This is a genomic window from Streptomyces sp. Z26, from assembly GCF_003665095.1.
In the GTDB taxonomy this organism is placed as follows: domain Bacteria; phylum Actinomycetota; class Actinomycetes; order Streptomycetales; family Streptomycetaceae; genus Streptomyces; species Streptomyces phytohabitans.
Genome location: NZ_RCHV01000002.1, coordinates 3401749 through 3414821, shown reverse-complemented (window position 1 = coordinate 3414821; position 13073 = coordinate 3401749). Strand labels below are relative to the sequence as shown.

The following is a 13073-nucleotide window of genomic DNA, read 5'->3' as shown; positions in this document are numbered from 1 at the left end:
CGCGTCCGCGCGCGCGTCCCTGCCGCCCGTACCGGGCTCCGCGCGCGGGCCAGCCTACCGAGGCAGCAGGACGACCTTCCCGAACTGCCGCCCCTCCGCCACCCTCCGCAGCGCCGCGTCCGCCTCGTCGAGGGGGAGGCGTTCGTCGACCACGGGCGTGAGGCCGCCCTCGGTGATCAGCTCGGTGACCCGCCGCCAGGACTGCCGACGCTCCTGCGTGCTCACGGAGTTGAGGCTGAGGACGTACAGCGTCGGTGACTTGTGGAAGTCGGTCAGCAGCGCCGTGAGGGTGTCCGCGCCGGGTGCGCCCGCGGCGGCGCCGCACAGTACGTAGCGGCCCTCCGTACGGAGGAGGCGCAGGTGCTTGGCCGTGTCGGGACCGGCGACGGTGTCGAGGACGAGGTCGTACGTGCCGTACGCGTCCGCCTCGCCCGTACCCGCCCCCGTCCCTTCGGGGACGGTGACGCTGTGGCGGTCGACGGTGCGCGTGGCGCCGAGCGCGCGCAGCCGTGCGGCGCGCTCGGCGGACGAGGTGACGGCGGTGACCTCGGCCCCCCGCGCGTGCGCGAGTTGGGTGGCGAGGACGCCGATGCCGCCGCCCGCGCCGAGGACGAGTACGCGTTCCCCGGCCCGCAACCCCGCGCGCCGGAGGGCGATCTCCGCGACCATCGCGTTGATCCCGGCGGCGACGGCGGCGTCCGCGTCGAGCCCGTCGGGCAGGGGGAGTACGGCGTCGGCGCCGGTCACGGCGCGTTCCGCGTAGCCGCCCGCCTCCAGCATCAGGGCGAGTACGCGCTGCCCGACGAGGGCGTCGGGGACGTCCGGCCCGACCGCCGTGACCCGACCGGCGACCTCCATGCCGGGGATGTCGCCGGGGTGGAGCGGGGTGCGGTAGCCGCCGCGTACCGCCGTCACGTCCACGTATCCGGCCCCGGCGGCGTCGACCTCGACCAGCACCTCTCCGGCGGCGGGCACCGGGTCCGGCAGCTCCGTGACGGCCAGGTGGTCGGGGGACTTGACGACGGCTGCGCGCATGGCGGGGGACTCCTCAATCGTTCCGTTCCGATCCGGATCGGAACGATATGCGGGCGCACGGCACCCGTCAACACGCGCCCGCACGACCCCCGTACGACCGCCGCCCTCAACTCCGCCCACGGCGGCCCCGTTACCCCTTCGGCGTCTTGCCCGCGCCCGCCGTCTTCTCCGACTCCGCGGCCTTCTCCGTCTTCGCCGTCTTCGCCGCCTGCTTCATCTCACGCTTGTGCGCCCGTACGCGGTCCAGGGACTCCGGCCCGGTGATGTCCGCGACCGAGCGGTACGCGCCCTCCTCGCCGTACGCGCCCGCCGCCTCGCGCCAGCCCTCGGGCCGTACGCCGTACTGCTTGCCGAGCAGCGCCACGAAGATCTGCGACTTCTGCTTCCCGTAGCCGGGCAGGGCGTTGAGGCGGGCGAGCAGTTCGCGACCGGTCGCCGCGTCGCGCCAGACGGCGCGCGGGTCGCCGCCGTACTCGTCGACGAGGTGGCGGCACAACTGCTGCACCCGCTTCGCCATCGACCCCGGGTACCGGTGCACCGCGGGCTTCTCCACCAGCAGCGCCGCGAACTCCTCGGGCCCGTACGCCGCGATCTCCCCGGCGTCGAGCGTGTCCCGACCCATGCGGCGGGCGATGGTGTACGGGCCGGTGAACGCCCACTCCATCGCCACCTGCTGGTCCAGCAGCATCCCGACGAGGGCGGCGAGCGGGTCGCGGCTGAGGAGCGCGTCGGCTTCCGGCTGCTGGGCGAGGCGTACGGTCGTGTCCATCCCCCGATGATCGCGCCCGCACCGCCCCCGCGCGACCGGGACACGGGCACCGCGCGTCACCGCGCACGGGTGGCCGGTATCGCGCCTGTTCCGTTCGGGGGCAGGCGCGCCGCACGGCGTGCTACGAGGACGTCCCCGACGTGGAGGCGTACACCACCCCGTTCCGGCGGCTCGACATGGCCGCCGCGAACGTCGACGAGTCGCGGGCGCTCATCACGAGCGCCATGGAGGAGATGGAGTGACCATGGAGCAGCCGCACGTCGAGTACGCGACGGCCATCGGGCCGGACTGGGTGAGGTCCTCGTACTCGGGGAACAGCGGCAACTGCGTCGAGGTGGCCGCCCTTCCCGAGGGAGGACGGCTCCTGCGCGACAGCAAGGACCCGCACGGGCCCCGACTCGCCTTCACCGACGGCCAGTTCACCGCCTTCGTACGGCACGCCCCCGCGGCGCGTAGCGGCGGCCCCGGTGGCGCCCGGCTACGCCGCCGGGTCGGGCGCCGCCGGGTCGGGCGTCGCCGGGTCGGGCGTCGCCGGGAAGAGGTGGTCGACCAGGGCGTTGCGGAAGGTGCCAGCCGGGTCGCGGCGGCGCAGCAGGTCCGCGAAGTCGTCCCAGCGCGCGTACGAGCCGCGCAGCACGTCCGGCGCCGTGGCGAAGACCTTGCCCCAGTGCGGGCGCGCGTCGAAGGGCGCGAGCGCCTCCTCCATGCGCGCGACGACGGGGGCGACGGCGTCCGCGTCCCGGACCCAGGTGAAGTGGAATCCGACGCTGTCCCGCCCGGAGTTGGGGCTGAGCCAGTGCGTGTCGGCGGCCACGCTGCGGATCTCCGCGACCTGGAGTACGGGCGCGAACCAGGGCCGCAGCTCCCGTAGGGCGGTCACGGCGGCGGCGCCGTCCGCGCGCGGCACCAGGTACTCGGACTGCAACTCCGCGCCCGAGCTGGGCAGGAAACCGGAACGGAAGTGCGGCAGCCGTTCGTCCCACGCGCCGCTGACGCCCAGCTGCTCGGTGGAGTTGGCCGCCGGAAGTCCCTCGATCGGGTGGTGCGCGCGCGTGGCCGGGCGGGCACCGGTCCAGCCGAGGTCGGGCAGCGGGTCGCCGGTACGGCGCTTCAGCCACAGCCGTACGGCGTCGCCGCCCCAGTCGGTGAAGGCGCTGACGCTGTAGGCGGAGGCGAGGAGGGTGTCGAGGTGCTCGGTGAGCACCTCCCACGGCAGGCCCTCGTGGACGTGCTGCTCGACCTCGAAGGCCGGGCGCAGGTCGAGGGTGACGGCGTGGGCGACGCCGAGCGCGCCGAGCGAGGTGACGGTCCCGTCGAAGTCCGGGTCGCCGCGCCGTACGGTGCTCAACCCGCCGTCGGCGGTGACGAGTTCGACGGCGCGTACGGCGGTGGCGAGTGAGCCGTGGGCGTCGCCCGAGCCGTGCGTGCCGGTGGCGTACGCGCCCGCGAGCGTGAAGTGCGGCGTGGACGGCAGGTTGGCGAGGGCGAGGCCGTACGGGCGGAGCGCGGCGCACAGTTGGGCGAAGGTCGCGCCCGCGCCGACGCGTACGGTGCGCGCGTCCGCGTCCACCTCCGTCAGGTGGGGCATGCGGCTGAGGCTGACGAGGGTGCCGGTGGTGTCGGCGACGCGGTTGAACGAGTGCCCGGCGCCCAGCGCCCGTACGCGCTCCGCCCCGCCGACCACCGCGCACAGCTCGTCGAGGGACTCCGGGGTGCGGAGGCCGCCGGACGCCTGGAACGTGATGTTCCGCGCCCAGTTCGTCACGTTTCCCGTCATGGGCTCCGGCTCCCTCTCCGTAGGTGTACGCGTTCCGTGGGTACGCCCCGCGTACGGCGCGCGCTCCGACGAGTGTGCCGGTCAGCGGGGCGTTCCGGCCAGACGGGGCGGGCGTACGGGGCGCGCCTACGGACCCGTGGCCCGCCACCGACCCGTACGCCCGCCCCGTACGTCACGCCCACGCGCGCGGCTACGCCGTACCGTCCCCGCCGGAACCGCCCTTCGCGCGCGCCGCGCCCTTGCCGCCACCGGCGGCCGGGGCACCGGCCGCGGCGTCGCCCGAGGGGAGCGCCGCGAGGCGCGGCAGCAGCTGCGCCGTGATCAGCGTCGACAGCGCCGAGGTGTCGCCACCGCCCCCGCCGTCCGTCCGTACGACCAGCGGCTGCGGGGCGTTGCCCGCGAGGGTCGCGCCCACCTCCAGGCGGCGGCGCGCCAACTCGTACTGGAGCACCGCGCGGTTGTCGCGGTACGCCTGCGCCAGCCTGCGCTGCGCCCGCGCCTCGTTCTCGGCCGCGATCAGGCCGCTGCGGCCGCGCGTCTCGATCTCGAAGCGCACGTTCTGCGCGTCCGTCTCCCGCTCCTCCAGCAGCTGCGCGACGTCCTCCCGCGCCTTGTTGAGCGCCGCCCGCACCTCCACGATGCGCGCGTCCCGTACCTTCTTCGCCCGCTCGATGTCCATCTGGAGGCTGTCCGTACGGCGCTTGCGGGTGAGCCCCCACTCCTGCTCGTACGCGGTGCGCTCCTTCGCGACGCGCTCGCGGGTGGCGAGGTGCTGCTGGTACTGCGCGGGCAGCTGCACGTCCGGGATGTTGCTGCCGGTGATGCGCACCCCGTAGCGGGACAGCTGGTGGTTGAGCAGCTCCTGCATGTCCGCGACGTCCGAGCCGCGCAGGTCGTACGCCCGCTCGGTACGCACCTGGCGGCCGCGCTGCCGGATGGCGTCCTGGACGGCGTTGGACAGCACGAGGTCGAAGTTGCCCGCGCCGATGGTCCGGACGAACAGCACGGCGTCCGTGATGCGGAACTTCAGGAAGAACTCGATGGACCGCAGCGGCACGTTCTCCCGCGTCGGGCAGGCCACGACCGGCGCCGAGTACGGGATCTCCGTGGCCGTGTCCACGACGAACTCCACCCGGGACCACGGGTGCCACAGGAAGTGCCGGCCGGGGTCGAGGGTGCGGGCGATGGCGCCGTAACGGGTGAGGATGCCGGTGGTGCCCTGCTCGATCCGGACGATCGACGAACGCCACCACCACAGCCCGCCGACCGCCAGCAGCAGCACGCCGCCGAGGTACGAGAGCGTGGCGAGGGTGCCGTACGCGAGACCGGCCGCCGTGTCGGCGTCCGAGCCCGCCAGACCCGCCATGACGGCCGTCAGCAGCGCGAGGACGCCGAGCCACAACGGGGCCATCCACCACACCCGTTGGCGGTTGCGCGGGATGATGACCGGGACGATCGTCCCCGCCTCGCCCCCGCGCAGGAGCTGCGGGATGTCGCCCCAGGGGGCGACCTGTTCCGTGATCACCGACCGGCGGCCGGCGCGTCCCTTGCTCATTCGGCGCTCTCCTCGTCGTGGTCGGTGCCGGTGCCGGTGCCGGTCTCCGTGCCAGTGCCGGTGCCGCCGTCCGGGGTGGCGCCGTCCGGGGTGCCGCCGGTGGCCGGGTCGGGGACCGTCGGCCGGTCCGCCGCCGCCAGCAGGGTGGCGATCTCCGCCTGCCTGCTGTCGATCCGCGCGGACACCTCGGCCAACCGCGCCCGTACGGCCGCCATCTCGCCCTCCGGGAACAGCTCCCCGCCGTGCTCGCCGACGAGTTCGCGCGCGAGGGCGAGGAAGTCCACGCCCGTACCGCCGTTCCCGCCGTTCCCGTCGTCGACGGCGCCGCCGATCCGTACCAGCCGCGGCAGGTGACCGGCCACCTCTTCGAGGGTGTCCAGGACCTGCTGCTGGTAGCGGTACTCCAGGATCTCCGGCGCCTCCGCCGCCGTCACCGCGCGGATGTCCAGCGCCTGCGCCTCCAGCAGCGCCGCATTCGCCTTCGCCTCGGACTCCGCCTGTACGTAGCGCTGCCGGGCCAGGGCCCGCGCGCGGTTCGTCTCCCGTTCCACGGCCGTGTCCATCCGCGCCTGGTGCTGCGCGATGTCCGCCTGGATCGAGGACAACGTCTCGCGCCGGGTGGCCAGTTCGCGGCTCAGGTCGCCCTCGTCCTGCTCCTTGCGGAGCTGGAGCGCGTACTCGTGCGTGTACGCCTCCTTGGCCAACCGCACCATCTCCGGCGCGGCCAGGTCCATGCGGTAGTTGCGGTCGGCGGGCTCGGCGTGCGTGATGTTGGCGTTGGTCAGCTCGACGGCGGGCCGGAACTGCTGGTTCAGCTGCTCCAGCAGCCGCCCGGTGTCCTCGCCCACCATGTCGTAGATCGTCGCGGCCTCCTGCTCGTAGATGAGGCTGCGGATCGTCTCGCTCACGGCGTTGCTCAGCTTCTCCTGGAAGCCGCGCACCGCGCCCAACGTGTAGACGAACTCGACCGGGTCACTGATCCGGAACTGGATGAACAGGTCGATCGACGCCTTCACGCCGCCCTTCGTCGGGGCCTCCCGCACGGGCGCGTTGAACGGGTACTCGCGCGTGGTGTTCACGATGTACGACACCCGCTTCCACGGGTTCAGCAGGATCACCCGACCCGGGCCCACCACCTGCTCCAGCTTCCCGAAGCGGGTGATCAGCGCGTGGCAGCCGTCGGGCACCATCACCATGCCCTGCCGCCACCACACGAAGCCCACCGCGCCCAGCGACATCAGCCAGTAGTGCCAGCCGAACAGCGGGTGCGTGAGCACGCCGCCGGAGGAGGCCGCCACCGCCGCCGAACCGACCGCGCCGACCACGAGCAGCAGCGACACCGGCAGCATGCTCAGGAACGAGCGGCCGCGCGGGATCACCATCGGGCAGATCGCGTGCACCTTGCGGCCGTTCTCGCGCACCTGCTCGCTGCGGTTCAGCGTCTCGCCCGCCTCGTCCAGCGGGACGGAGCGCTCCGACATCACCGTGTCGATGTCGCCGCCCTGTTCGCGGGCGGCGGGGAAGTCGGACGGGTCCATGCCGTCCTGCTGGGACGGGCGTTGGCGACCGCCGTCCCCGTCGCCGTCGCTCCCGTAGGCGTCGGCGTCCCCGTCGTCCCGGCCGCCACCGCCGTTGCGGCCACCGCCGCCACCACCGCTGCCGCCACCGGTCCGGCGGCGGACCTCCTCCTCGAACACCGCCCGCGGGTCGGCCCCTCCGGCCACCGCGCGAGCGGCTCTCCTCACGTCCTGAACACGTGCCACACGAGCCCCCTGTCGCCGTTGTTCTGCCATCCGTACGCCGCGCGTACGGCACGCGTACGGCACGTACGCGCGCCACGCGGGCGTGAACCTCTCTACACGCCGCGTGTACCGCCCACGGTTGCGCGTCGCGCCGTGTGACGGGCGGCGGCGCGCGGCGGGGCGGCGGGATCGCTCCCCGTACAGCGGCCCACCGCGCGCGCGGCGGAGCCACGTGGTGCCGGGGACGGTCGCCCCGGTCGGCGCCCCTCGGGCGCCCGGCCGCGCCGCCGCCCACGGTCCGGTCCGGTCGGTTCGGTCAGCGGCAACGGGCGGACCGCTCGCGGGAGTCGGACCACCGCACGAGGGACGTACCGCCCGGCGGGCCGTCCGTACGGGCCCGGCAGCGGTGGTCGGGGGCGACGCGGCGGCCATCCTCGCAGCTCACGGCCACCGGGTCAGTGCGCGGACCCGGAAGCGAGCCGGGCGGCCCGGTTGCCCGGTCGTTCCGTGCGGGTGGCACGAGCGGTGCGGTCCGTTTCCGTCATCCGTCCGCGGACTTTCTGACCACCGTCCGCCCACTTCCCGGCCTCCGTCCGCACGGAAGACCACCTCCGCGCGCGCGGAGGGCGGGAAACACGCGCGCGGAGGGCGTCGTCCGCCCGCGCACCGGCCCGTACGGTGGCCCGAACGGCGTGCCGTACGGCGGTCGTTCAGCGCGCGGTGAACGGCGCGCAGCCCCGTACGGTCACCGTGCCGTCGTCGTCCTCCAACGTGATGAGCACCCGCCCGTCCGCGCCACCGATACCGGTGCCGGTGCCGGTGCCGGTCTCGTCCGCCGACGTGGTCGCGCGCTGCGGCGCCCCGCCGCCCGCCGACGCCGTCGTGACGACGCAACCGCCGTCCGCGCCGTCCACCGCGCCCGTGGACTCGTACGTGCCCGGCGCCACGTCCCGCCCCACGACGTGCCGCCCGTTCCCGAACTCCCCGTCCGCCACGGCGCGTACGGGCGCGGCCACCGGTCCGGGCGTGGGCGTCGGCTCCGGCCGCGCCCGCTCCTCCGGGCCCTGCCGGGCCGCCGCCCGCTCCCCATCGGCGTCCACGGGGGCGCCGCGGTCGCCGCCGCCGAGCGCCGAGGCGACGACGATCAGCCCGGCGGCCACGCCGACCGCGAGCCAGAGCGGCTGGACCTGCTTGTTGGGCGACGGGGACGGCGGGGGCTCGGTGGCGTGGCCGTACTGCTGTCGCGACGGGCGCTGCTGCTGCGTCATGGCGCTCCCGGATGTGAAGGCACGTGGCGCGGGGGGTGATGATGGTGTGACCACCGAAGGGGACGGACGGTTGTACGCGAACACGCGCGCACCGCACACCGCTCCACCCACCGCCGTACGACGCCCACTCCGGGAGAGGACACCGGAGGACCCGTCGACGGCTCGATGCCTCATGTGCCCGGACCTGATCCGGGGCTAGGCTCGCCCGCATGGCTGAGTACCTACAGGTGGCCACGGCCGCGGAAAGCCGCGATGACGCCGTGAAGCTGGCGCAGTCGGTTGTGGCGGCCCGGTTGGCGGCGGGTGCACAGATCGTCGGTCCGGTGGCGTCGGTGTTCTGGCATCAAGGCGAGTTCGGCACTGGCGAAGAGTGGCAGATCCTGCTGAAGACCCGCGCCGACCGGTACGCCGCGCTGGAAGCGCTTCTCCTGGAGCATCATCCCTGGAAGAACCCGGAGATCTCGGCGGTGCCACTCACCGGGGCAGAGGGCTACCTGCGTTGGATCGACAGGACCACCCAGCAGGACGAGGGCTAATCTCTCACGCCCTGGCACGTTCGAGAACCACGGCCACCAGCGACAGGTCCCGGTGAGGGCCGAGCGCCCGCAGCGTCGGTTCGAGGCGCTGGCGAGGACGTACGGAGGCGACTCCGGTGGACAAGTCCAGCGCCCGGCTGGCGACCGTCGCGGCCTGCTCGACTTCCCGAGCGGCCAGGTAGGACTCGGCCAGCCAGGACAGGTACAGGCTCTTGTCCCGGGCGTGGGTGTCGCCGTAGCGGGCGAGCACGTCTTCCAGCACGGGAACCGCGCGGAGCGGGCGGCGCAGTTCGGTCCAGCACCGGCCGGTCATGATGCGGAGTTCGTCCCGGTCCACCCAGGCGACCCAATCGGGCTGCGGTGCGCCGTCGTTGTCATCAAGGGCAGCTTGAGCAGTGCTCAGCGCCCGTTCTGTCCCGCCCTCGTCCCCGGCGACTGCGTAGGCCCACGCAAGGCGTTCGTGAAGCAGCGCCCGGACACCGGGTGGGGCGTCTGGGCCTGCGGTGCGGCAGGACTGCTCGGCGGTCTCGACTCCGGCGGCCCGATCACCGTCGAGCCTCTGATAGGCGAGGAAGGCGAGGGCGTTTCCGGCGAGGGATGCGTCTCCGGCTTCCGTGGCGGACTCATGGCTGGCTTCGTACAGGCCACGAGCGTCAGCGTGCTTGCCCGCGTCGAACGCGGCCCATCCGGCCTGCTGTGCCTGCTCGGCCAGCACGGAGAGCAGAGCACGACCGGTCCGCTCGGTGTACCTGGCTTCCCGGATCATGGCCTTGGTGGACTGGTACTCACCGAGATAGACGCGGTAGGTGTCGCCTCCGCCGAGAACGTCATCGAGGCGACGGAGGCGGGCGGTGCGCTGACGCAGTCGGTCCGGGACGTCGCGGCCGATCCGGCGGCCGATCGCGGGTGGGGCGAGTTCGGGTAGGCCGGCTGCCAGTCCGGCCGTGGCCGAGGTTTTGAAGAACTCCCTTCGCCGCACTGTGCTGTCTCCGTCTCGGGTCGTGCCGGTAGTGCCTATGGGAGCGGCGGATTGTCGGGGCGGCTGCTCAACCGCCTCCCAGTCGCGGGGGACGAGGCCGAGCATGTGCCCGGGAATACGTAAGGCGTCGGCGATGGTGGCGATCTTCTGGAACGTTGTCACGCTGCCGTCCCCGCGAGCCAGGGCGCCTACGCGCTCCGGCTTGATGCCGCACTCGGCCGCGATCTTCGAGTAACTGATCCGGGCTTCTGCCCGTGCGAGGAGAAACACGGTGCCGAAGTCGTGGGCTGTGATGGCTGCTCGCATGTCCTCCCGATTCAGGAGGGCACGCGGCAGCGCTGTCGGTGGGTGGTACGCGGTCATGAGGTGCCCCGTTGCGCCCGCTGGTGACAGTGTGTCGCAATGATGTGACTCTCAGCCTACCCATCATGGGGTACCCATCGACGGGAAGTCAGCACCCTTGCTCAGCAGGACAGTTGGCAAACAGTCCCCGCGACCGAGGGCACGGTCCGGGCATGGCCACAGCTGAGGGGAGCGCTGACGTGCCGCTTCTCATCTCCCACACTCTCGAGCTGCTGTTGAGCCTCCGCATGCTCCCCTGGGGAAAACGCCGACGGGAAGCGGCCGAGGACGAGGCCCCGGCAGGAGAGACGAAGCACCGCCCGGGGGCCTCCTGAGCCGTCGCGCAGGCGCCCCCACGGCCGCCCCTGTTCCGCGCATCGGTCGGCCAGCCCAGCAGCGCGGGCAGGTGGCTTTCCCTGACGGCCCGCAACAGCAGAAGAGAGGGACAACGCATGAACCTGGAAGACGTGTTCTCGGGAACGCCGGTCTTCACCGTGCCGACGCTCCGCGAACGGCTGGAGACCAAGAAGTTCTCCGGCAACAGCGACACGAACACCGAGCGGGACGAACACGAGTAGCCCCGAAGTCCCACGGCCCACCGTCCTTGCTGACGGTGGGCCGTTCCAGTCCGAGAGGAGAACTCCTTGCTCAAGTTCAGCGTTACGCGCGCCAGCTGGGAGAACGGCCCGGTCGAGTGGACATGGACCGGCCACGAGTGGCAGCACGGCGCATCCCGCATCGAGCCCTACGTGCACCCGGCCCTCTGCCACGAAATGATCTGCGACGGTACGGCAGTTGCGGTGATCTCGACAGAACGCAGACGCGGAGCAGAACCGTCGCCCGCCGGTCCGCCGGTCCGCATGAGCCCGGACGCCTACCGAGCACGCCTGCGGGCTGCCAGCCACGGGCCGTTGGACTGGACGGCCATCGAGCTGACACCCCGTACAGCGACGGTCCGAGCGGGCACTTGGGCCGTGGCGCCGCTCTACCTCGCAAGCGGCGGCGGCACGTTGGACGGTTCATGGGATCTGGCCGATCTCCGCAGGCACTGCCGCGTCGGCGCACTGGTGGACCGTGAGGTCGCCCGTCTGCTGCGGCTCCAGCATCGGTACACCCACGACACCCTGTGGCAGGGCGTGCACCGGCTCACGGAGCGTTCCACTGCGTGGTGGACCGTCGACGGTCTCGCGCTGGTCCACCCGCCGGGGGCTCCACACACCGAGCCTCGGGCGCTGCGGCCGGGCACGGATGTGCTCGACGCGTACGAACAACTGCTCGCGCACGCGATCGCGCAACGGCACTTCTTCCCGGACCACGCCGCGGTGGAGTTGTCCGGCGGGATGGACTCGGCGAACGTCGCGGCCGGTCTCGCGGCGCCCGGCCGCCCGGAGATCACAGCCGCCGCCATGCTCCTCGGCGGCGAGGCCCGCGAGCAGCAGATCCGCCGCCGCAAAGAGATGATCAGCGCCTTCGGGGTGGCACAGGACATGTGCGTGGACGTGATGGCGCATCTGCCGCTCAACCCCGCTGGTCGACGCGCGAACGGCCAGGCGGTCAGCCCGTACGACGACCCCTGGAGCGAGGCGGAAGAAGCCATGATGCGTGCCCTGACACGGACGGGCGTCCGGTGGTCGTTCGGCGGCACGGGCGGTGACGAACTCACCTCCCTACGCGACGACGAACGCCCACCCGCTGGGGAGGCCCCGGCCCCGGGGCCTTGGACCGGAAAGCGGACGCTGGCCGTCCTGGACCACATCAACGACGGCATCGCACCGTCCCCGGTGCTGTACGACAGCACGCTCCTGGCATTCGCGTGCCGCACCCCGCAGTTCATGCGCAACGGGCTGTGGCCCGTATCGCCGCTCGCGGACCCGGAGTTGATCAGATTCGCGGAATGGCTACCGCGCCCCTGGCGGGAGCACAAAGCATTGAACAGGCTTCGCCTGGCCCGCCTCGGCCTCTCTCCGGAAGCCGTTCATGCTCCGGTCCCGGAGAACTTCGCCCACGCGATGAACGCCGCGATGCGCGAAAACGTCGTCCCGTTCCTGGAATCCATGCTCCGAGAAGGCGCCGCGCTGATTGACGCCGGATTCGTGGACGGAGACGGACTCGCGAAGACGGTGGACTCGGAATTCCTGAAAAGTCCGCACGAGGAGATGGATCGGACGCTGTTTCAGATCGCGTCCACCGAGATCGGCTTGCGTGGGATGTCAGGCGGGGGTGAGTAGATGACGCGCGAGGGCCGGGAGCGGCTCAGCCTCACGCCCCAGCATGTACGCGTCTTCCCCGTGGCGCTCCACTCGGTGGATGATCCGCCAGCCCTGAACGTCGCAGTAGTACCGCAGCAACCCGGGGTCAGGGCCGACCGCACGGCGGACCCATCCCCGGCCGGTCGCGGCGGCCCGGTCCACCGCCCACCAGGCGAGCAGGGAGCCCACGCGCTGACCGGCGAACTCCGGGTGTGTCAGGGTCGTGTTGAGGAAGTACGCGGGCTGCGCCTGCTCCTCCTCCGTCCAGCCCCACAACGGCGTCTGCTCTCCGAGCGTCGTCCGACCGATCACGCGCCCCGCCTCCGTCGCGACGACCCACACGGGCGTGTCCGGCGCGGCTGCCTGGCGGCCCGACTCCCCGGCGAACCGCTCCCAGCCCTGAGCGCCCCTGACACCCCGCGCAGCCATCCAGTGCGCGCGCGCTCGCGTCAGCTCCTCGACCGCTTCCCGGTCGGCCGTTGTCGCACGGCGGATCACGAACATCGCAGTGTCCCTTCGACTGGACGAGCCGGCACCACCGTAGTCCCGCCCACCCCTCGCTCGCCGCGTTCCGCGGGTGGTTGCCCCGATTGCGGAGGAACCGGCGCCGACCCCGATACGGGGAAGACCTGCGGCACCTGTAGCGGCAACGGCGACATCTGCTGTCGAGCCGTGACGTCGTGATCCGTGTCAGGGGGCATGGCCCGGAGCCTCCGAGAGGCGCCGGGCCATGTCAGCCGGTCCGTCGCTGTTGCCGCGGAGTCGGCTCCCTGTCGACCGGCTGAGGTGCGGGCCCGCGCCCGACCCCTCCCCGTACGCGC

General features: G+C 72.7%; 11 protein-coding genes and 1 pseudogene. 4 read left to right on the top strand and 8 right to left on the bottom strand.

The features are described 5' to 3' along the window. Nucleotides 1-54: 54 nt before the first annotated feature. Nucleotides 55-1035: a zinc-binding dehydrogenase gene (locus D7M15_RS15160; protein WP_121518003.1), complete on the bottom strand. Its 981-nt coding sequence runs from the start codon at nt 1033-1035 to the stop codon at nt 55-57. A gap of 130 nt (nt 1036-1165) precedes the next feature. Continuing rightward, nucleotides 1166-1804, bottom strand: a complete 639-nt coding sequence (locus D7M15_RS15155; RefSeq protein ID WP_121518002.1) for an HhH-GPD-type base excision DNA repair protein — start codon at nt 1802-1804, stop codon at nt 1166-1168. 244 nt (nt 1805-2048) lie between these two features. Between D7M15_RS15155 and D7M15_RS15150 the strand changes: the two are divergent. Beyond that, nucleotides 2049-2234: pseudogene (locus D7M15_RS15150) on the top strand (DUF397 domain-containing protein); the annotation flags it as partial. A gap of 48 nt (nt 2235-2282) precedes the next feature. On the opposite strand, the gene D7M15_RS15145 reads toward D7M15_RS15150, so the two are convergent. The 4 genes from D7M15_RS15145 to D7M15_RS15130 all read right to left on the bottom strand — a co-directional run bounded on the left by D7M15_RS15145 (nt 2283) and on the right by D7M15_RS15130 (nt 8146). Beyond that, nucleotides 2283-3581, bottom strand: a complete 1299-nt coding sequence (locus tag D7M15_RS15145; protein WP_121518001.1) for an FAD-binding protein — start codon at nt 3579-3581, stop codon at nt 2283-2285. A 190-nt stretch (nt 3582-3771) separates the two neighbouring features. After that, nucleotides 3772-5136, bottom strand: a complete 1365-nt coding sequence (locus D7M15_RS15140; RefSeq protein ID WP_121518000.1) for an SPFH domain-containing protein — start codon at nt 5134-5136, stop codon at nt 3772-3774. Continuing rightward, on the bottom strand, nt 5133-6929 hold the full coding sequence (locus D7M15_RS15135) for an SPFH domain-containing protein (protein WP_121520813.1): 1797 nt from the start codon (nt 6927-6929) through the stop codon (nt 5133-5135). Before D7M15_RS15135 ends, D7M15_RS15140 begins: the two co-directional genes overlap by 4 nt. A gap of 659 nt (nt 6930-7588) precedes the next feature. Continuing rightward, nucleotides 7589-8146 carry a hypothetical protein gene (locus tag D7M15_RS15130; protein ID WP_121517999.1) on the bottom strand — a complete coding sequence of 186 codons (558 nt, stop codon included), beginning with the start codon at nt 8144-8146 and terminating at the stop codon, nt 7589-7591. Nucleotides 8147-8355: 209 nt separating this feature from the next. On the opposite strand from D7M15_RS15130, the gene cutA reads away from it, so the two are divergent. Beyond that, nucleotides 8356-8682: a divalent-cation tolerance protein CutA gene (gene cutA, locus D7M15_RS15125; RefSeq protein ID WP_121517998.1), complete on the top strand. Its 327-nt coding sequence runs from the start codon at nt 8356-8358 to the stop codon at nt 8680-8682. Between the two features lie 4 nt (nt 8683-8686). Here the strand turns inward: cutA and D7M15_RS15120 are convergent, their stop codons facing one another. Then, a complete protein-coding gene (locus D7M15_RS15120; RefSeq protein WP_121517997.1) occupies nt 8687-10024 on the bottom strand; it encodes an XRE family transcriptional regulator in 1338 nt (445 codons plus the stop codon). A gap of 431 nt (nt 10025-10455) precedes the next feature. On the opposite strand from D7M15_RS15120, the gene D7M15_RS29420 reads away from it, so the two are divergent. Then, complete coding sequence (locus tag D7M15_RS29420) at nt 10456-10581, top strand: hypothetical protein (protein WP_257578117.1); 126 nt, start codon at nt 10456-10458, stop codon at nt 10579-10581. Between the two features lie 66 nt (nt 10582-10647). Further along, on the top strand, nt 10648-12231 hold the full coding sequence (locus D7M15_RS15115) for an asparagine synthase-related protein (RefSeq protein WP_121517996.1): 1584 nt from the start codon (nt 10648-10650) through the stop codon (nt 12229-12231). On the opposite strand, the gene D7M15_RS15110 is transcribed toward D7M15_RS15115, so the two are convergent. Next, complete coding sequence (locus D7M15_RS15110; RefSeq protein ID WP_121517995.1) at nt 12214-12756, bottom strand: GNAT family N-acetyltransferase; 543 nt, start codon at nt 12754-12756, stop codon at nt 12214-12216. The genes D7M15_RS15115 and D7M15_RS15110 overlap by 18 nt on opposite strands. Between the last annotated feature and the right edge of the window lie 317 nt (nt 12757-13073).

Coding starts and splice junctions, on each gene's coding strand:
- D7M15_RS15160 (WP_121518003.1), bottom strand. CDS start 1,035: ATGCGCGCAGCCGTCGTCAAGTCCCCCGACCACCTGGCCGTCACGGAG.
- D7M15_RS15110 (WP_121517995.1), bottom strand. CDS start 12,756: ATGTTCGTGATCCGCCGTGCGACAACGGCCGACCGGGAAGCGGTCGAG.
- D7M15_RS15140 (WP_121518000.1), bottom strand. CDS start 5,136: ATGAGCAAGGGACGCGCCGGCCGCCGGTCGGTGATCACGGAACAGGTC.
- D7M15_RS29420 (WP_257578117.1), top strand. CDS start 10,456: ATGAACCTGGAAGACGTGTTCTCGGGAACGCCGGTCTTCACCGTGCCG.
- D7M15_RS15145 (WP_121518001.1), bottom strand. CDS start 3,581: ATGACGGGAAACGTGACGAACTGGGCGCGGAACATCACGTTCCAGGCG.
- D7M15_RS15155 (WP_121518002.1), bottom strand. CDS start 1,804: ATGGACACGACCGTACGCCTCGCCCAGCAGCCGGAAGCCGACGCGCTC.
- D7M15_RS15130 (WP_121517999.1), bottom strand. CDS start 8,146: ATGACGCAGCAGCAGCGCCCGTCGCGACAGCAGTACGGCCACGCCACC.
- D7M15_RS15135 (WP_121520813.1), bottom strand. CDS start 6,929: ATGGCAGAACAACGGCGACAGGGGGCTCGTGTGGCACGTGTTCAGGAC.
- D7M15_RS15120 (WP_121517997.1), bottom strand. CDS start 10,024: ATGACCGCGTACCACCCACCGACAGCGCTGCCGCGTGCCCTCCTGAAT.
- cutA (WP_121517998.1), top strand. CDS start 8,356: ATGGCTGAGTACCTACAGGTGGCCACGGCCGCGGAAAGCCGCGATGAC.